Below are 18,282 nucleotides of genomic sequence, written 5' to 3' on the forward strand. Positions count from 1 at the left end.
ATTATCTTTCTAACCACGCATTCACTCCTTGAACTTGTAAAATTTTCTTTTCTACATCGTAGTTTAAAGTATTTCCGTTAATAATGCTTCCATTTATCAAAGCTTTAAATCCTGTATTGGTGCTTAAAATTTTATTTTTAGGCGCATACTCTACTTTATCAGCAAAAATTTTTGTATTATTTAAACCTATGTAGGTAACATTGCCTTCAAGCAAAACCTTATCCATCTCCTTGCCTTTAAGTTCCAATTTATTTGCACTTAAATTAAAATCCAAATTAAAATTGACAAAATTATCAAACTCATCTTTGTCTGTATAACGCGCCCAAGATTGCGCTTTATAGTATGATTTTACATTGCTTGCATTAAGCTCGTAAGCATTTAAATCGGAAGCTTCGATATTTTTAAAATTTAAAGCATAGGATTTAATATTTAAAGAATAAGGATCTTGCAAACTTAAAATTGTAAAAGTAATAGTAAAAAGAGCGATCAAAATTCCAAAAATTCTTATAGCCAAAGCTTATCCCATTCCTCTTGCATATCATTTTTCTTTATAATATACTCTATCATTTGAGCCACAGCTGCTTTTCCGCCTTTTTTATCAAGTGTGATATCAACTTTTAAATCCCTATGTGCATCCTTAGGCTTAAAACTAAGGCCAACATTTTCAAGTAAATTTTTATCGTTAAAATAATCCCCTATAGCCGCACATTGAGAAAAATCTAAATTCAGCTCTTCTAAAATTTTTTTAGCACAAGTTAATTTATCTTTAACACCCTGATGTACAATTTCTATTTTCAAATCCTTAGCACGAGCACTCACACAAGGACAATTTCTTCCAGTGATAATAGCAATTTTTTTACCCAGCTTAATCCAAGCTTCTATAGCTGCACCATCTTTAACATCAAATTCTTTAATCACACTTCCATTGGAAGTGTAGATGATTTTACCATCTGTAAGACAACCATCTACATCTAAAAATATCAATTCTATCATTGTTTTACTCACGCACAACAAAAGCACCAGCAAATGCACCACTTGCTGCAAAATCTCTTGCCTCTTCTTCACTTCTAAATCCTGTCAAGAAAACGCGACTCAAGCCATCAACCGAACTTTTGCGTATGGTTGAAGAATAGGTTCTATAAGTTTTATATCTAGATGCTATAGTTTGAGCTCCTGATGGATTTTTAAACGCTCCAATTTGCACCATAAAATTTCCACCTTCATAAATTTGACCATTATTTGCAATTCCGCCACTAGCTCCATAATTTATATTTGAATGAACGACATTATTACCTGAATTAGCCGAACCAAAACCTATAACCTCAAGTCTCACAGGAGCTGTTCCTGCAGCAATCATATCGATTTGACTTGCAGCACCCTTAGAAAGATCTATAATTCTGTTATTTACAAAAGGACCCCTATCGTTAACACGCACGGTAACTTGGCGGTTATTGTTTAGGTTAGTTACCTTTAAAATGGTATTCATAGGTAAAGTTTTGTGAGCTGCGGTTAAACCATTTTGATTATAAGTTTCACCATTAGAAGTTTTTTTACCATGAAAGCCCGGTCCATACCAACTTGCTATACCATCTGCTGTTTCACCCACTGATACAACAGTTGGATAATAAGTTTTACCATTTATAGTATAAGGTTTCATAGTCCCTTTACTTCCGGATCCTGAAGGACTACTATGAAAATCATTACTTGGATAATATATTTGTGCTGAACCTACGCTAGAAAAAAGACCTCCGAAGCATCCGCTAGAAAAAGTTGCAACTAAACTAGCGGCTAACAACTTGGGTAAAGTTTTCTTTAGCTTTTGTTTTATAGTTTGCATTTTTATTCTCCTTAATAGGTATGATTAATTTTTGATTGATACTTAAGTGATTTTTGGCAATTTTATTTAATTCTCGAATTTGCTCTACGCTAGTATTATATTTTTTAGCGATTTTATATAAAGAATCGCCTGATTTTACAACATAAATTTTAGTCATAGGTATGGTTGTATCTACTTTTGCAAGCTTTTCAACTTTAAAATTTTTATCAAAAAAAGCTACTTTATTTAAAGGAATATACATATAATACCCCTTACCTGGAGGAGTAAAACCATGTTTAAAATGTGGATTATATTTTTTAAAAGTTGCCAAATCCATATTTAAATTTTTAGCCAAATCTTTTAATGCGACCGAAGAAGGAGCATCAACCTTTGCAAAATCGTTATTTAAAGCATAATTAACCAAAGCTCCATCTTTATCAAGTAAAAAATCCCTATCATTAGCCAAGAAAGCTAAAGTTAAAATTTTGCGTATAAAATTTCTAGTTTCTAAAGAAAGATATTTTTTATCAGGATCGATTAATACTCTTAAATCATCACTTCCTGCTTGCTTTATTGCTTGACGCAATTTCCCATTTCCACAATTATAAGCTAAAAGTGCTAAATACCATTTCCCAAATTCTTCTTTTAAGCTTTTTAGATAATGAACCGCGGCATATGTAGATTTTACAGGATCGCGTCTTTCATCAACATAAGCATCAATCCTAAGTCCTAAATTTCTTGCCGTGGGTTGCATAAATTGCCACACACCTACTGCCTTAGCATTAGAAACGCTATGCGCTTTTAATCCTGATTCTACCATAGCTAGATATAAAATTTCTTCAGGAACTTCTTGTTGTGCTAGAATTTTTCTTATCATAGGAGTAACTTTTGAGAAATTTTGTATACCATCAATCAAAGTCGGAGCATGCTTTGATCTTAAATCCTGCTGACTTTGCACAAAAGCTAAATCACTGATAAAACTTGGATCAATGTCTAAATTTCTTAAAACACTCATTTGTCTTTCATAAAATTCAGGAGTGGTAGTTTGTGCAAAAAGAAAGTTATAAAATAAAATAAAACAAAATATAATTTTTTTCATATTTAACCTTTAAAAAATAATCTGTAAGAATTTTCCAAGCAAATCCTTAAAAGCTCTTGCTTTGGTAAATCAAGAATTTCACTCATTTTATTGGCTACAAATTGAGTCAATAAAGGCTCATTCCTTTTACCACGATAAGGCTCTGGAGTAAGATAGGGAGCATCGGTTTCTAGCAACAATCTATCTTTTGGAATTTGTGGTAAAATATTTACTAAATTCTTAGCATTTTTAAATGTTAAAACACCACCGATTCCAAAATAAAATCCATCATCACTAAGACGCAATAAATGTTCGCTTGCGTTAAAACAATGCAAAACCCCTCCAACAAGATCTTTAGAATGCTCGTGTAAAATTTCATAAGTATCGTTATTTGCTTCGCGAGAATGGATAATAACAGGCTTTTTAAATTCTTTAGCTAGCTCAAGTTGAGCTACAAAAAGCCTTTTTTGCTCCTCTTTTTCTTTTTCTCTCTCTTTTAAATCTTCACTTTTAAAACGAAAATAATCAAGTCCACATTCACCTACGGCCACGCATTTTTCGTCTTGCAAATATGCTCTTAAAATTTTCTCATCAAAACCTTCTAGCTCATAAGGATGCACACCTGCGGCAAAAAATACATTTTCATATTTGCTAGCAAGTTCTGCTGCATAAGGTAAATCTTTAATATCTGCACCTGGTATGATGATTTTTTCTATACCATTATCAAATGAATGCTTTAAAAGCTCATCTAAATCCTCTTTAAATACTTCACTATCTAAATGACAATGAGTATCGATGATCTTTAGACCATCTTTAAATTCAAGATTTAAGAACATACTTCTACTCTATCTTTACCATTAGCCTTAGCTTGCGAAAGTGCTTTTGAAGCTTTATCGACTAAGATTTCAAATTTATCTCCACTCTTAGCAAAAACTACCCCTATAGAAGCAGTAAAAAAGACTTCATCTAAATTGACTAAAATTCCAACTTTTTTTATATTGACTCGAATACGAGAAAGAATTTTAATCGCCCTTTCTTGCGAAATATTCTTTAATACTATGCAAATTTTTTCAGCACTATATCTACCCACAATATCACGCCCTTTGGTTTCATTAACAATCTCATCAGCGCAAATTTTAATAATTTTATCCCCTACTTCATAGCCGTATTCTTCGTTTAAATTTCTTAAATTATCTATATCTAAGAATGCAAAAGCAAATTCTTCTTCTTTGCTTACAATTTCATTTAAATAATCTTCAACGCAACTCAATAAAGCATTGGAATTTTTTATCCCGGAAATAGGATCAAGATTGTTATAAATGCTTAAAAACTGCATATTGGCCATATAATGAAGACATTTATCCAAGCGACAATTTAAACTTTCTTTACTTAAGGGTTTTACCAAATACTCATTAGCTCCACTTACAAGCAAACTAGCCTCTAAAGCATCATCTTTATCACCTAAAATAATTACACCCAATTCATCATCACTAAAACGCGCTCTTACTTCGCTTAAAAGCTCACTTCCGCTAATAACAGGCATGTTCGCATCAGCGATAATAAGCTTCACATCGCTATTGTCATTTAAATAACTCATCGCTTCCTCACCATGAGCAGCGGCCAAAACATTAAATTTTCTTTGTGTGAGAATTTTTTTTATTTCATTACGTTCAGGAAGTTTACTTAGGGCTAAGATAACCTTAGTCTTAGCATAACGCTCAAGCTTGACAATAGAATCTATAATCTGATCTATACAGGTATCGCTTTCTTTAAAGATATAATCTAAAATATCTTTATCCATAAATTTATCTCTTGTAGCTTTATCGTTGCTCGCGGTTAATACAATAACAGGCCAATTTTTTGCCAAAACATAATCCACCACTTCCCCATTAGGTGCATCAGGCAAGCATAAATCTGCAAAAGTTAAAAAATACTCATCATTGGGCAATGCCTTAACTTCAGCAAGGCTAAAAACAATATCAACTTCATGATTTAAAGTAGTTTGTATCTTTTTAGCTAAAAGCTTTCCAAGCATTTTATTATCATCGATCAGCAAAATTTTTTTATTCATAATCTATAAAAATACCTTTTTTAAAACTAAATCTTTATAATAAAATTAAAAAAATCCCAATTCTAACACAAACAAATAAAAATTCCGCTTAAGCTTTAAACAAAGTTTTAGCAAATTCCAAAGCTTCATCTGTAATAGTCTCGCCACTTATCATTCTTGCTAATTCTTTAATTCTCTCTTTATCTTTAAGTTTTTTAACCGTGCTACAAGAAGCATTTTTTTCAACCAAAAAATGATTATGAGCTTTTGAAGAAAGCTGCGGTAAGTGAGATATAGCAAAAATTTGATAAAAAGCAGAAAGCTCATTTAAAACATTGGCTATACTCATCGCTTCTTTGCCACTTAAATTAGCATCAATCTCATCTAAAAATATTATCCCTGTGCCTGAATTTAAAATTCTACACTCAGTCGCGATAAAAGCAAGTCTTAAACGATTAAGCTCACCTGAACTTAAATTTTTTAAATTTGCAGCATTGATACTTAATTTGATCTCATCTTTTCCCAAAGAAGTGATTTTTGAAGTATCTACTAATTCCAAACTTACATTTTTCATATAAAGGTTTTTTAGATAATCGTTTAAAAAATCCTCTAAAGTTTTTAAATTTTGCATACGAGCTTGAGTTAATAACTGAGTACTTTGATTGATTTTCTTTTCGATTTTTTCTAGTTTTTTTTCAAGTTCTTTTTTTTCAAAGCTTAAATTATCATAATGAGCGAGTTCATTTTTTTTATTTTCCAATACCTCTAAAGCATTTTCTATACTCTCATAACGCTTGATTAAAGAGGATAAATCCTCGATTCTATTGAGTACTTCTTCTATATCAAAATCCAAATCTTCGATTTTTTCATTTTCAGCTATGATGCGAAGTTCGTTTAAACATTCACTAAAAAAACTCGTATCTTTTTCGCTAAGATTTAAAGCATCAATAACTACTTTTTCTAATTCAAAAATAGCACTTGCCTTTTCCCAAGCTGCTTCTATTTTGTCTTTTTTTGATAATTTCTTTTTAAGATTTAAAAGCTCTTCGTATTCTCCGACTTTAGGATTGATTTTAGAAATTCTTTCAATCTGCGTGCTTGCTAATTCTTTAAGCTCTTCAATCCTTTTTTCTTCTTCTAAAATTGTAGTCAATTCTTCTGAAATTTGAAGCCATTGTTTATAATCATCTTTAAAATGAGATAAAAAATCTTCAAATTCAGGATTTTTCGCACATTCTAAAGCATCTAAGAGATTTAAAAATTTCTCATTGCTAAATTCATTGATTTCTTTAGCACTTAGATATTTAATAAATTTTTTACTCAAATGAATCAAACTTTTTTTTGAAATACTTTGATTATTGATGAAATATTTTGTATTTTTATCCTTTAAAAGCTTAAAAACATTTTCCTCTTCACCTTCTATGCCGTATTCTTCTAAATCTATCTTATCATCAAGCTCAATCTCAACAAGCTTTGCCTCACTCTCGCTTAATGCAAAAGCAGACAATATACCCTTAAAGAGTACAGACTTTCCCGCCCCGCTTAAACCCGTAAAGACTGTAAGTCCCTGAGAAATTTCAAGCTCAACCTCTTTAAAGCCAAGATTTTCTTTCATCAAAACTCTATTTATCATCAATGTCCCCAATTTAATTTTTCTCTTAATATTTGAAAATAATCTCGATTTTTAGGATGTATAAGTGCCACACTTTTATCACTAAGCCCCACTTTAACGCTTTTAAAATCATTCATTTTATAATTTTCTTGTCCATCTATACTAAAAATACAATCTTTTGCGCCTATTTCAAGATCAAAGCCCTTAGGCAGTACTATAGGGCGTTGGGTTAAAGAATGCGAACAAACGGGCGTAAGTATAAAAGCTTGCGCTAAAGTATAAACTATAGGCCCATTTGCACTTAAATTGTATGCTGTAGAACCTGCTGGAGTGGCTACTATAAGACCATCTCCAAAATATTCGTTAAATTTTTTAGCTTTGCGAAATACCTCTATATGCGCCATAGAAGCTTTTCTATCCTTGCTGATCACTACATCATTAAAAGCAAATTTTTGCATGATTTGACCATCATTACTTTCTAAAATAATACTCAATAAAAAAGGATTTTCTACCCTAAATTCTCCCCTGAAAAAAGCTTCAAAAAAAACTTCAGCTTCATCCACCTTAAAATCTGTTAAAAATCCTAAATGACCCGCATGAATTCCTAAAACCGCTTTATTATACTCGCAAGCTTTTCGGCATAAAGAAATCAAAGTTCCATCACCACCCAAAGAAATTACAAAATCTGAAAGCTCAAACAATGTATCAAGGTCGTATTTTGGTAATTTTACAATTTCAGAACTTTCCTTATAGAGCAAAAGCTCCACACCTTTTTTTTCTAAAATTTCTTTTAGAATCAAAATTTCCTTGTCTAAATTTGAATTAGGACGCGCCGCAAGTCCGATTTTTTTAATGTTTTTATAATCTATTTTATTTTGCATAAAAAATTATAACAAATCTTAGCTAAGCAAAAGAATAAAAATATTATAATTTTAACTTATATGTTAAAAAAATTAATTTTCAAGGAAAAATTTTGCGAAGTCATTACAATACAGACTTAAATTCTACCCACATAGGCGAAGTGGTTAAACTTTGCGGCTGGGTTAATAGCTACCGAGATCATGGCGGCGTAATTTTTATTGATTTAAGAGATCGTAGTGGTATTATCCAACTTGTATGCGATCCAAATGATAGCAAAGAAGCTCATGAAATAGCCTCTCGCACAAGAAATGAATTTGTTTTAATAGCCGAAGGAAAAATTCGACCCCGAGGAGAAGGACTTACAAATCCTAAATTAAAAACCGGTGAAATTGAAGTAGTAGTAAGCAAGCTCATTATCGAAAATGAAAGTGCTGTCCCTCCTTTTGGCATAGGTGATGAAAGTGTAAATGAAGAATTACGCCTTAAGTACCGCTTTTTAGATTTAAGAAATCCTAAGCTTTATGAAAATTTTGCTCTACGCTCCAAAGCTTGTATAGCTGCTAGAAATTCTTTAGCAAATATGGGATTTTTAGAAGTTGAAACCCCTATCTTAACCAAAGCCACTCCAGAAGGAGCAAGAGATTATCTTGTACCATCACGCGTACATCAAGGAGAATTTTATGCTCTTCCTCAAAGCCCACAACTTTTCAAACAACTTTTAATGTGTAGCGGCTTTGATCGTTATTTTCAAATCGCTAAATGCTTTAGAGATGAAGATTTAAGAGCAGATCGTCAGCCTGAATTTACACAAATTGATGTTGAAATGAGTTTTTGCGAGCAAAAAGATGTGATTGCTACGGCTGAAACCTTTTTAAAAGATATTTTTAAAGCTTGTGGTAAAGAAATTCAAATCCCTTTTAGACAAATGCCTTACAAAGAGGCTATGGAAAACTACGGAAGTGATAAGCCTGATTTGCGTTTTGATTTAAAACTGATCGATGTTATAGATATCTTTGCAAAGTCAAATAATGAAATTTTTGCAAATATTGCCAAAGATAGCAAAAAAAATCGTGTCAAAGCTTTACGCGTTCCAAAGGGTGATACTATCTTTTCAAAAAGACAAATGCAAAGATTTGAAGAATTTGTACGCAAATTTGGAGCTCAAGGCTTAGCCTTTATACAAGTTAAAGAAGATGGGCTTAAAGGTCCACTTTGCAAATTTTTTAACGAAGAGGATTTAAACGAACTTATTAAGCGTTGTGAACTTGAAGTAGGCGATGTGGTATTTTTTGGCGCAGGGGTTAAAAAAACTGTGCTTGATTATATGGGAAGGTTTAGAATTTTCCTAGCTGGAGAACTTAATTTAATCAACCCTGATGCTTTGGAATTTTTATGGGTAGTTGATTTTCCTATGTTTGAACAAAATGATGATGGAAGTTATTCTGCAATGCACCACCCTTTCACTATGCCAAAAAATATCGATGAGGCCGACTTAGAAGAAATATCATCTATCGCTTATGATGTTGTACTTAATGGCGTTGAACTGGGTGGTGGTAGTATAAGAATTCATAAAAATGATATCCAGCAAAAAGTTTTTAAATTACTCAATATCGATGAAGAACAGCAAAAAGAAAAATTTGGATTTTTACTTGATGCTCTAAGTTTTGGCGCTCCACCACATGGAGGTATTGCTATAGGGCTTGATAGACTTATCATGCTAGTAACAGGAGCAAATAGCATAAGAGAAGTTATAGCATTCCCAAAAACTCAAAGAGCACAATGCTTGATGACGGATGCTCCTTCAGCTGCTAGCAATGAAACCATGAGAGAATTAGGAATCAAATTAAGGGAGAATATAAAATGAAAGAATTATTTTTAATTATAGGTGCACCAGGAAGCGGAAAAACTACAGATGCTAGTTTGATTGCACAAGCTGATGCGGATGTTACTCATTATTCTACAGGAGATCTTTTAAGAGCGGAAGTAGCAAGCGGAAGTGAACTTGGCAAAACCATAGATGGTTTTATTTCTAAGGGAAATTTAGTTCCATTAGATGTAGTTATAAATACTATAGTTTCAGCGCTAAAAGCTGCTCCTACAAAAACAGTTATTATCGATGGCTATCCAAGAAGTGTGGAGCAAATGGTAGAATTTGATAAAGTTTTAAGCGAGCAAAATGAAATTTGTCTAAAAGGCGTAATCGAAGTAAGAGTGAGTGAACAAGTAGCTAAAGATCGCGTTTTAGGAAGAAGTCGTGGCGCAGATGACAACGAAGAAGTGTTTTATAATAGAATGAAAGTGTATACCGAGCCACTAGAAGAAATCATTTCTTTTTACCAAAAGAAAAAACTTCATTTCATTATCGATGGAGAACGCACTATCGAACCTATCGTTGCTGATATGAAAGAGTTGATTAAAAAAATTCAAAGTATATAAGGATAAAAAATGGACTTAAGCAAAATCAAAATCGGAGATATTCCAAACAAAATCAATGCTGTAATTGAAATTCCATACGGCTCAAGTATTAAATACGAAATCGATAAAGATAGCGGTGCGATCATGGTGGATCGCGTTATGGCTAGCGCGATGTTTTATCCAGCAAATTATGGTTTTATCGCAAATACCTTAGCTGATGATGGCGATCCTGTGGATATCTTAGTCTTAAATGAATACCCTATCCAAGCAGGCGCAGTTATTCCATGTCGTTTAATCGGTGTTTTAATCATGGAAGATGAAAGTGGAATGGATGAAAAACTTCTTGCTGTGCCAAATTCTAAAATCGACGCAAGATATGACAATATCAAAACCTATACTGATTTACCACAAGCAACTCTAAATAAAATCAAAAATTTCTTTGAAACTTATAAAATCTTAGAACCTAACAAATGGGTAAAAGTGCAAGATTTCAAAGATGAAAAAGCTGCTGTTGAAATTTTAGAAAAAGCGATTAAAAACTACAAATAAATTCTTTATTTAGCCTTTTATAGGCTAAATCTTTAAGGAAATTCTTTATGAAAAATATCATTTTAGGTGGTGGATGTTTTTGGTGTGTAGAAGCTGCTTTTGAAAATTTTGAAGGCATTATACACACTGAAGTAGGCTACACAGGTGGAAATGACAATCCTAGCTATGAAAGTGTTTGCAATGGCGATGGCAATATAGAAGTGGTTAAAATCATTTACAATGAAGCCAAAATTTCCTTAGAACAAATCTTAAGCTTATTTTTTAAAATTCATGATCCAACTAGCTTTGACAAACAAGGAGCTGATATAGGAATTCAATATCGTTCGGCAATTTTTTATGAAAACCAAAGCGATAAAAATACCATAGAAGATTTTATAAAAAAAGAACAAGTTAATTTTTCACTTCCGATTGTCACACAAATTTATAAACTTCAAAAATATTACAAAGCAGAAGATTATCATCAGCATTATTTTATACACAATCCCAATCAAAGCTATTGTCGTTTTGTTATAGCACCTAAACTAGAAAAAATTAGAAATTACGAGTGAAATTATCTTTTTAAGTTTTAAAAAATTTATTTTTTATTCACAGGCTTTTCACGATGTGATTTTCTTTTCAAAGCCCTAAAAATAGGACTTTAAGTTTTAAATTTTCCAAAAAAACATTTATTGTTTTTTAAGTTTTTTTGTGAATTTACTTGAAGATGTGAATAATTTTAATATATAATGAAATTTTAGCTTCTATGCGAACTTAGCCTTAAAGAATTAAAATCAATTTTTCCTTAATTTAGTGATAAAAAATCCGTCGTATTCTTCACAAGGTAAAATGCGTTTACATTTAGAAATCGCTTCAAATTCGCTACTTTGCCCATTTTTTGCCAAAGCATTTTCTAAATTTATATCCAAAAGCTCTATATCAAAATCACTTTTTAAAGCATTTTCTATCACTTCTTCATTTTCCTCTTTGGTAAAAGTGCAAGTACTATAAACAAGCTCTCCGCCTACTTTTAAAGCCTTGAGTGCAGAATGTAAAAGTTTTTTTTGAAGTTTAGCTATGTTTTTAATCTCTTTAGAACTTTTTTCTAATTCTAAACCCATTTTTGCTAAAGTAGAACAAGGTGCATCAAGTAAAATTTTATCAAATTTTAAAGGGCATAAATTTCCTATATTTTTACCATCTTTCATAAAAACTCGAGCTTTTACTCCATAATTTTTCAAATTCTTTTGCAAGGTAAAAAACCTATCTTTACTTGCTTCATTGCAAGCTAGATAACCTTCATTTTGCATAAAATTAGCAAGATTGATACTTTTTCCACCAGGTGCTGCACACATATCTAAAACACTCTGCCCTGCCTTTACATCCAAATTTAAAGCGCACAAATAAGAAGCATAATTTTGTATATAAAATTTAAATTCATTAAAAGCTTGCATAGAGCTTAAAATACTTTTATCACAAGCCTTAAAAAGATAGCAGTACTCATTAAGCTTTTTATACTCTAAATTCAAATCTTGAAATTCTCTTTCAAGTGTTAAATTATCACATTTTAGGCGATTTATAAAACAGCATATTTTTTTGGGCAATTTAAAAGAATTTTTAAGATTTTCAAGTTCTTTATCATTATAAATACTGGCTAGATTATATTCCAAAATAATCCTTTATCATGATTAAAGCTGCTAAAGAGTCTAGCTTGGCATCTTTTTTGCGTGTATTAGCCACACCATATCCTAAAGCTTCTTTACTTGTTCCGCTTTCATCTACAAAGCGAATTTCTTTATCGAATTCAAGCAAAGATACAAAATGCTTGATACGCCTTGTCATTTCTTCTTCGCTCGATCCTCCCTTAGGAATACCTACAATCAATAAAGAAATATCATGAATTTGAAGTAAATTTTTAACTTCATTTGCAGCTTGGTTGCGGTTTTTTCTGATTATACCTTCTAAAGGAATGGCGATTTTATCTATACAAAGCGCCACGCCTATACGCTTTAAACCCACATCTAAGGCCAAAGCTCTCATACCAAAACCCTTATAAAAAGACCTTCTATGGAAATTTTTCCTTCAAGCTCGTACTCATAGACTTTTTCTCTATAAATTTGAGTTGCCTCATCCACGCTTACGCCCTGTCTACAAAAGTCTAAAAATTCATCCTTTTCTTCTTCTATAACCCCAAAACAACTTGCAAATTCTTTAAAATCTAAAAGCAAATTCGCATTTTTTTCTTGTAAGAGTAAATTTGTCCCATCGCTTTCATTTTTGCGTTGGGGTAAAACATATAAAGGTTTATTAAGCTCCAAAGCAAGTCTTGCACTTTGCATGGAGCCGCTTTGCAAATCTGCTTGCGCAACAACAACGGCTTCACTCAAAGCGACAATCAGCCTATTTCTAAGTAAAAAATCATAAGGCTTAGGCTTATAGTAGGATTCGTTTTCGCTTAAAGCCAAAGCATTTTCATAAATTTGTTTTATAATTTTTTCATTGCTTCTAGGATAAATTTCATCAAGACCATTGGCAAAAACCCCTATAGTGTTTGGCATAGCCGCCATACTTGCACTAATATCAACACCCAAAGCACCTCCGCTTACAACACTTATCTTTGAATTTTTAAGCAAATTTGAAAGCTCAAAAACGCAATTTTTAGTGTAAGTGCTCATACGCCTAGAGCCTATAATGGCTATCTTTCTTTGTTCTAAGAGTTTTAAATTTCCTTTATAATAAAGTTTTTTAGGAGGATTTTTCAACTCTTTAAAAAGCTCTAGATAAGCGCTTGGTATTTCACTTTGCATAAATCTCACTTAAATACACTAACTCAACACTTTTAAGCAAATCTTTGCTTTGCTCTAAGGCTTTAAAAGTATTTTTTCTAGGATGTCCTATAGCTATCGCAAAGCCTTTTTGCTTAGCAAGCCTTACCGCTTCTATGAGTTGATTTTTGATATAAGCAACATCATCGCGATTGTCTAAAAACACATCTCTTTGTATATAAATTTGCCCCAAAGCCTTAGCCACTTTAGGCGCTTTAGAGCTTGCTATGGTTTTAGAATCTACAAAAATCAATTCTTCTTTTTCAAAGGCTTTATAAAGTTTTTTCATTGCTTTTTCATCACTTGTAAATAAGCTTCCTGTATGATTGTTGATAAATTTTAAATCTTTAAAATCTTTTTTCACTTGTTGTATTTTTTTAAAAATACGCTTTTCACTATCGCTTGGATTTAAGGTATCAAGCTCAGGCTTAGTATAATTCATCGCCGCTAAAGGCAAATGCACCATATAAAAATCAAATTTTAGAGCAAGTTTTGGGGTATCGATATGATTTTTATCGGGTGGAAAAAATGAAGGGATAAGTTTGAGTTTTAATGCCTGTAAAGCCCTAACTTGACTTATGTTCGCCATATCATCTATAATGATAGCAAGGCGGGCTTGTTTTGTTTTACTTAAATTCATATCTTTTGTAAGATTTTCTTCCTTGCTTAAATTTTGTTCTACTACAAGGCTTAAATTTTCATCTATAATACTACTTAAATTTAAATCTTTTATTTGCTCTTCTAAAATGCTTTGATTGTTTTCTTGAAAATTATCATTTTCGTCTTTATAAGGAATTTCTTTAAAAATACCCAAATGATTTTCATTGGATATATTTTCTTGCTTGGGTTCTATTGTTATATTTTTACTAGAATTTTGAGCGAATTTTAATGCATTTTGAGAATCTTGATATTGAATCAAAATTCCCAAAAATAAAATCACGCATATTAAAAAAAGTATAGCGATGATTAAATAACGCTTGATTTGAATCAGTTTTTTTGACAATTTTAGTTCTTATCTTTATCGATTAATTTTTTAGCACTAATCCAAGGCATCATTGCGCGTAAATTGCGGCCTGTTTGCTCGATTAAAGAATTGTTCATATTTTTGCGTTCTGCATGCATTCTTGCAAAACCTGCACGGCGTTCTAAAATAAAATCTTTAGCAAAATTTCCATCTTGTATATCTTTTAAAACGCCCTTCATAGCTTTTTTAGTTTCTTCAGTGATAATTTTTGGTCCTGTGATATAATCGCCATATTCTGCAGTGTTTGAAATAGAATAACGCATATCTGCAATTCCACCTTGATAGATCAAATCTACGATAAGTTTTATCTCATGTAAACACTCAAAATAAGCCATTTCAGGCTCATATCCTGCTTCAACTAAAGTTTCAAATCCTGCTTGGATCAAAGCACTAAGCCCACCACAAAGCACAGCTTGCTCACCAAAAAGATCTGTTTCTGTTTCGGCTTTAAAGGTTGTTTCTATAATACCTGTACGTCCACCCCCGATCGCACTTGCATAGCTTAAAGCTAAATTTTTAGCATTTTTGCTCTCATCTTGATGAATCGCTATTAAACAAGGAGTTCCACCACCTATAGCAAATTCATTTCTTACTGTATGCCCAGGTGCTTTTGGGGCTATCATGATTACATCTATACCTCTAGGAGCTACGATTTGACCATAATGTATATTAAAACCATGTGCAAAAGCTATAGCCTTGCCTTCACTTAAATTTGGTTTTATTTCCGCATTGAAAATATCAGCTTGAATTTCATCCGGAGCTAAAATCATAATCACATCTGCTACTTTCGAAGCTTCGCTTACGCTCATCACTTCAAAACCTGCACTTTTTGCTTTAGAAAAACTTGCCCCATCTTCACGAAGCCCGATGACAACATTAACCCCATTGTCTCTTAAATTCATAGCATGGGCATGTCCTTGAGATCCAAAGCCTATAATTGCCACTTTTTTTGATTTAATCAAACTTAAATCACAGTCTTTGTCATAATAAACTGTAACAGCCATTATTTTACTCCTTAATAAATTCAAAATTAAAGATCTTATTATAACAATAAAGTTTTAAATTTCATATTTTTTTTATAAACTTTATGCAAGAATTCTCAAGAAAATTTACATAAAGTAAAGCAGTGAAAGAATTTTTAAACAATCTTAATTACGGCATAAGTGCTCATGAAGTTAGCAATGAATTTAAACAAATTCTAAGAGAGCTTCTAGCTAATAACATCATCAAAGAACACAAAAATAGATACTATCTTAATAATGGCTATGTTTTTGGAACCCTTGATATTTCGAGCAAGGGCACAGGATTTTTACAGTGTTTTGATGAGAGTTTTAAAAAAGATTTGCTTATAGAAAATAAAAATTTAAAAGGAGCAAATTACAAAGATATCGTTGCTGCTAAATTACTCCCCTTAAAGAAAAAACGCCCTAGTGCTAAAGTGGTTTTGGTTTTAAAAAGAGCTAATGAAACCTCACTTGTTATCACCAAAAGATACGGCGAAGCAGTTCTTGGAATGAATATCAAAACAGGATTAAGCACCACCTTAAAAGCTTCTCAAAAATCCTTAAAAGCACTACCTTTAGGGACAATTTTAAAAATAGAAAATGAAAATAACAATATCATAGAAGTTTTAGGACATATCGATGATGAAAGCGTAGATGAAAAAATCTCCTTAGCTCTTTTTAATAAAAATAACGAATTTAGCGACGCTTGCATCAAAGAAGCTCTAGCAAACGGCGATAGCGTTGATGCAAGCATGTATGAAAATCGCATGGATTTAAGAGCCTTGCCTTTTTGCACCATAGATCCTATACATGCAAAAGATTTTGATGATGCGATTTATTTTGACACTCAAAAACGAGAAATTTATGTAGCTATTGCTGATGTTAGCGAATATGTTCATGCTTATAGCGCTATAGATAAAGAAGCAAGAAATCGTGGATTTTCTATTTATTTTCCACATATTGCTATACCTATGCTACCTCGTCCTTTGAGTGAAAATATCTGTTCTTTAAAGCCTCATTTAGATCGCTTAGCGTATTGTTTTAAAATCACACTCGATCATGAAAATAAAGTCATAAAAGAAGAACTTTTTGAAGGTATTATCAACTCAAAACGCCGTTTTAATTATGATGAAGTTGATGAAATTTTGATACAAAAACCTGATTTAAAAGAGCTTTCATGGCTTTATGAGCTTTTTGAAATCACAAAAAATTTACGCAAAATGCGTCTTAAAAATGCCTTTGAATTTCGCACCGAAGAATTAAGAATGAATCTAGATGAAAACTTAAGTCTAAAAAGCACAGTTTTTGAAAAAGACACGCCTTCGCATAATTTGATCGAAGATTGTATGCTTTTAGCCAATAAAGCCGCAGCAAAACTCATCGATGTAGGTGTTTTTAGAAATCACTCTAGTGCAGATATGAAAAAGATAGATAGACTTTTAAATGAACTTTTAGAGCTTGGAATCGATGTAAAACTAAAACCTAACCTGCCTGAGCTTATACGCGATATACAAGCTTTAGCCGATGAGCTTGGCTTAAGAGCGGAAGTGGATAAACTCATCATTAAAGCTCAAAAAAAGGCAGAGTATTCTAGCGAAAACGGGGGGCATTTTGGTTTAGGTTTTGACAAATACTCACATTTTACAAGTCCTATACGCAGGTATTCTGATCTTATCTTACATAGACTTTTAAAAGCTAAACAAAAAAAAGATGAAAAACTTTTTAATTACCTACTTTTAAATATACAAAGCACTTGCGAAAACCTTAGCGTGCTTGAAAGAGAGGCTGATAAAGTCGCTTATGATTTTATGGATAGAAAATTTGCGAGATGGGCAGCTAAAAATATAGGCAAAAAATTTAAAGCCCTAGTAGTGCAAAATGATGGAATTTGTATAGCAAAACTTGATGATGAGATCAAAGGAGCTGATATCATCCTTTATGATACGCGGGTAAATTTACTAGAAAGCGTAGAAGTGCAAATTTTAGAAGCTGACATCATCATGGCAAAAATTTATGCAAAAATCACCCAAAGACTTAGAAAGGAAAGTAATGTATAGAAAAGAACTTCAAAATTTACTTTCCAAAAATCAAATTGATAATTTTTTCTTTCTTTATGGAGCTGATAATTTTCAAAGTGAGCTTTATGCTGATTTTATCAAGGAAAAATACCAAGCGGATGAAATTTTAAAATTATTTTTTGAAGAATACAGCTTTACTCGTGCAAGTGATTTTCTAAGCGGAGGTTCGCTTTTTAGCGAAAAAAAGCTTTTAGAAATCAAAACTTCTAAAAAAATTCCCACAAAAGAACTTAAAGTTTTAGTTGAGCTTTGTAAAAATAATAAAGACAATTTCTTACTTTTAGAACTTTACGATGAAAGCTCTAAACAAAGCGATATAGAAAAAATCTTTTCTCCTAATTTTGTGCGTTTTTTCAAGGCCAATAACGCAAGAGAAGGGATAAAGCTTTTAAGCATAAAAGCAAAACAACTCCATATAGAAATCACTCAAAATGCTTTATTTACCCTTTTTACAAGCTTTGATGAGAATTTGTATCTTGCTGCTAGCGAGCTTAATAAATTCAGCGGCTTAAGAGTGGATGAAAAAACCATAGAGCAATATTGTTATAGCTTAAACATAGGAAGTTTTGAAAGCTTCTTTGAAAAGATTTTAAAAAGAGCCGATTTTAAAAATGAGCTTGAGAAGATTTTGGATAATTTTAATGAAATTGCTTTGATTAACTCTTTAAGTTCTGCCTTTTACCGTCTTTTTAAAATTGCTCTTTATGCTAAAATTTATGGGAAAGTGGATTTTAAAGAACTCTTAGGTTATACTCCTCCGCCTCAAGTAGCACAAAATTTAAACGAACAAGCTTTTAGCTTAAAAATCAAACATTATAAAGAAATTTTTAACCTTTTGCTTAAAAGTGAATACGAACTTAAAACCAATTCCAAACTTGCTAAAAAAGAATTTCTAATCGCCACTTTGCTAAAGCTTGCAAGGATTATAAAAAGTTAGATTATTGACAATCTCATTTCTTATTTTGCTCTTTAAATTTCTTGTAAAATTTCCCTA

At 31.9% G+C, this 18,282-nt stretch carries 19 protein-coding genes; 6 read left to right on the top strand and 13 right to left on the bottom strand.

Annotation, left to right across the window (positions count from 1 at the left end):
- Position 1: 1 nt before the first annotated feature.
- The 8 genes from FOC43_RS04300 to FOC43_RS04335 form a co-directional block, all read right to left on the bottom strand.
- Entirely contained in the window at positions 2 to 514 is a 513-nt protein-coding gene (locus FOC43_RS04300) for a hypothetical protein (RefSeq protein ID WP_002776388.1), read from the bottom strand.
- On the bottom strand, positions 505 to 993 hold the full coding sequence (locus tag FOC43_RS04305; RefSeq protein WP_002776387.1) for an HAD-IIIA family hydrolase: 489 nt from the start codon (positions 991 to 993) through the stop codon (positions 505 to 507). The genes FOC43_RS04300 and FOC43_RS04305 overlap by 10 nt, the downstream gene beginning before the upstream one ends.
- Positions 994 to 997: 4 nt before the next feature.
- On the bottom strand, positions 998 to 1,837 hold the full coding sequence (locus FOC43_RS04310) for a septal ring lytic transglycosylase RlpA family protein (RefSeq protein ID WP_002776386.1): 840 nt from the start codon (positions 1,835 to 1,837) through the stop codon (positions 998 to 1,000).
- Positions 1,782 to 2,915 (bottom strand): lytic transglycosylase domain-containing protein, encoded by a 1,134-nt coding sequence (locus tag FOC43_RS04315; RefSeq protein WP_002776385.1) that lies wholly within the window; start codon positions 2,913 to 2,915, stop codon positions 1,782 to 1,784. Before FOC43_RS04315 ends, FOC43_RS04310 begins: the two co-directional genes overlap by 56 nt.
- A 2-nt stretch (positions 2,916 to 2,917) precedes the next feature.
- Entirely contained in the window at positions 2,918 to 3,730 is an 813-nt protein-coding gene (locus tag FOC43_RS04320; RefSeq protein ID WP_002792206.1) for a TatD family hydrolase, read from the bottom strand.
- Positions 3,721 to 4,965: a bile resistance response regulator CbrR gene (cbrR, locus tag FOC43_RS04325; protein ID WP_002781652.1), complete on the bottom strand. Its 1,245-nt coding sequence runs from the start codon at positions 4,963 to 4,965 to the stop codon at positions 3,721 to 3,723. Before cbrR ends, FOC43_RS04320 begins: the two co-directional genes overlap by 10 nt.
- 88 nt (positions 4,966 to 5,053) lie before the next feature.
- Entirely contained in the window at positions 5,054 to 6,577 is a 1,524-nt protein-coding gene (locus FOC43_RS04330) for an AAA family ATPase (protein ID WP_002784256.1), read from the bottom strand.
- A complete protein-coding gene (locus FOC43_RS04335) occupies positions 6,577 to 7,437 on the bottom strand; it encodes an NAD(+) kinase (RefSeq protein ID WP_002776381.1) in 861 nt (286 codons plus the stop codon). Before FOC43_RS04335 ends, FOC43_RS04330 begins: the two co-directional genes overlap by 1 nt.
- A 92-nt stretch (positions 7,438 to 7,529) precedes the next feature.
- On the opposite strand from FOC43_RS04335, the gene aspS reads away from it, so the two are divergent.
- The 4 genes from aspS to msrA are packed head-to-tail and all read left to right on the top strand — an operon-like array spanning position 7,530 to position 10,929.
- Positions 7,530 to 9,281: an aspartate--tRNA ligase gene (gene aspS / locus FOC43_RS04340; RefSeq protein ID WP_002784258.1), complete on the top strand. Its 1,752-nt coding sequence runs from the start codon at positions 7,530 to 7,532 to the stop codon at positions 9,279 to 9,281.
- Positions 9,278 to 9,853, top strand: a complete 576-nt coding sequence (locus tag FOC43_RS04345) for an adenylate kinase (RefSeq protein WP_002776379.1) — start codon at positions 9,278 to 9,280, stop codon at positions 9,851 to 9,853. Before aspS ends, FOC43_RS04345 begins: the two co-directional genes overlap by 4 nt.
- Before the next feature lie 9 nt (positions 9,854 to 9,862).
- Positions 9,863 to 10,381 (top strand): inorganic diphosphatase, encoded by a 519-nt coding sequence (ppa, locus tag FOC43_RS04350; protein ID WP_002776378.1) that lies wholly within the window; start codon positions 9,863 to 9,865, stop codon positions 10,379 to 10,381.
- A gap of 47 nt (positions 10,382 to 10,428) precedes the next feature.
- The gene (gene msrA / locus FOC43_RS04355) at positions 10,429 to 10,929 is read left to right on the top strand and encodes a peptide-methionine (S)-S-oxide reductase MsrA (RefSeq protein WP_002776375.1); all 501 of its coding nucleotides are present in this window, start codon (positions 10,429 to 10,431) and stop codon (positions 10,927 to 10,929) included.
- Positions 10,930 to 11,151: 222 nt separating this feature from the next.
- On the opposite strand, the gene FOC43_RS04360 is transcribed toward msrA, so the two are convergent.
- The 5 genes from FOC43_RS04360 to ilvC are packed head-to-tail and all read right to left on the bottom strand — an operon-like array spanning position 11,152 to position 15,210.
- Positions 11,152 to 12,006 carry an RsmB/NOP family class I SAM-dependent RNA methyltransferase gene (locus FOC43_RS04360; RefSeq protein ID WP_370300696.1) on the bottom strand — a complete coding sequence of 285 codons (855 nt, stop codon included), beginning with the start codon at positions 12,004 to 12,006 and terminating at the stop codon, positions 11,152 to 11,154.
- A 10-nt stretch (positions 12,007 to 12,016) separates the two neighbouring features.
- Positions 12,017 to 12,397 (bottom strand): Holliday junction resolvase RuvX, encoded by a 381-nt coding sequence (gene ruvX, locus FOC43_RS04365; RefSeq protein WP_002776373.1) that lies wholly within the window; start codon positions 12,395 to 12,397, stop codon positions 12,017 to 12,019.
- Complete coding sequence (gene dprA / locus FOC43_RS04370; protein WP_004284970.1) at positions 12,394 to 13,164, bottom strand: DNA-processing protein DprA; 771 nt, start codon at positions 13,162 to 13,164, stop codon at positions 12,394 to 12,396. The genes ruvX and dprA overlap by 4 nt, the downstream gene beginning before the upstream one ends.
- Positions 13,154 to 14,185, bottom strand: coding sequence for a divergent polysaccharide deacetylase family protein (locus tag FOC43_RS04375; protein WP_002820415.1), 1,032 nt, complete (start codon positions 14,183 to 14,185; stop codon positions 13,154 to 13,156). Before FOC43_RS04375 ends, dprA begins: the two co-directional genes overlap by 11 nt.
- A 2-nt stretch (positions 14,186 to 14,187) precedes the next feature.
- Complete coding sequence (gene ilvC / locus FOC43_RS04380) at positions 14,188 to 15,210, bottom strand: ketol-acid reductoisomerase (RefSeq protein ID WP_002776360.1); 1,023 nt, start codon at positions 15,208 to 15,210, stop codon at positions 14,188 to 14,190.
- A 122-nt stretch (positions 15,211 to 15,332) separates the two neighbouring features.
- Between ilvC and FOC43_RS04385 the strand changes: the two genes are divergently transcribed.
- Together FOC43_RS04385 and FOC43_RS04390 are read left to right on the top strand one after the other, a co-directional pair.
- A complete protein-coding gene (locus FOC43_RS04385; RefSeq protein WP_002781664.1) occupies positions 15,333 to 17,267 on the top strand; it encodes an RNB domain-containing ribonuclease in 1,935 nt (644 codons plus the stop codon).
- Complete coding sequence (locus FOC43_RS04390; RefSeq protein WP_002787382.1) at positions 17,260 to 18,225, top strand: DNA polymerase III subunit delta; 966 nt, start codon at positions 17,260 to 17,262, stop codon at positions 18,223 to 18,225. Before FOC43_RS04385 ends, FOC43_RS04390 begins: the two co-directional genes overlap by 8 nt.
- The last annotated feature ends 57 nt before the right edge of the window (positions 18,226 to 18,282 follow it).

The sequence above is a fragment of the Campylobacter coli genome, from assembly GCF_009730395.1.
Lineage (GTDB): Bacteria > Campylobacterota > Campylobacteria > Campylobacterales > Campylobacteraceae > Campylobacter_D > Campylobacter_D coli.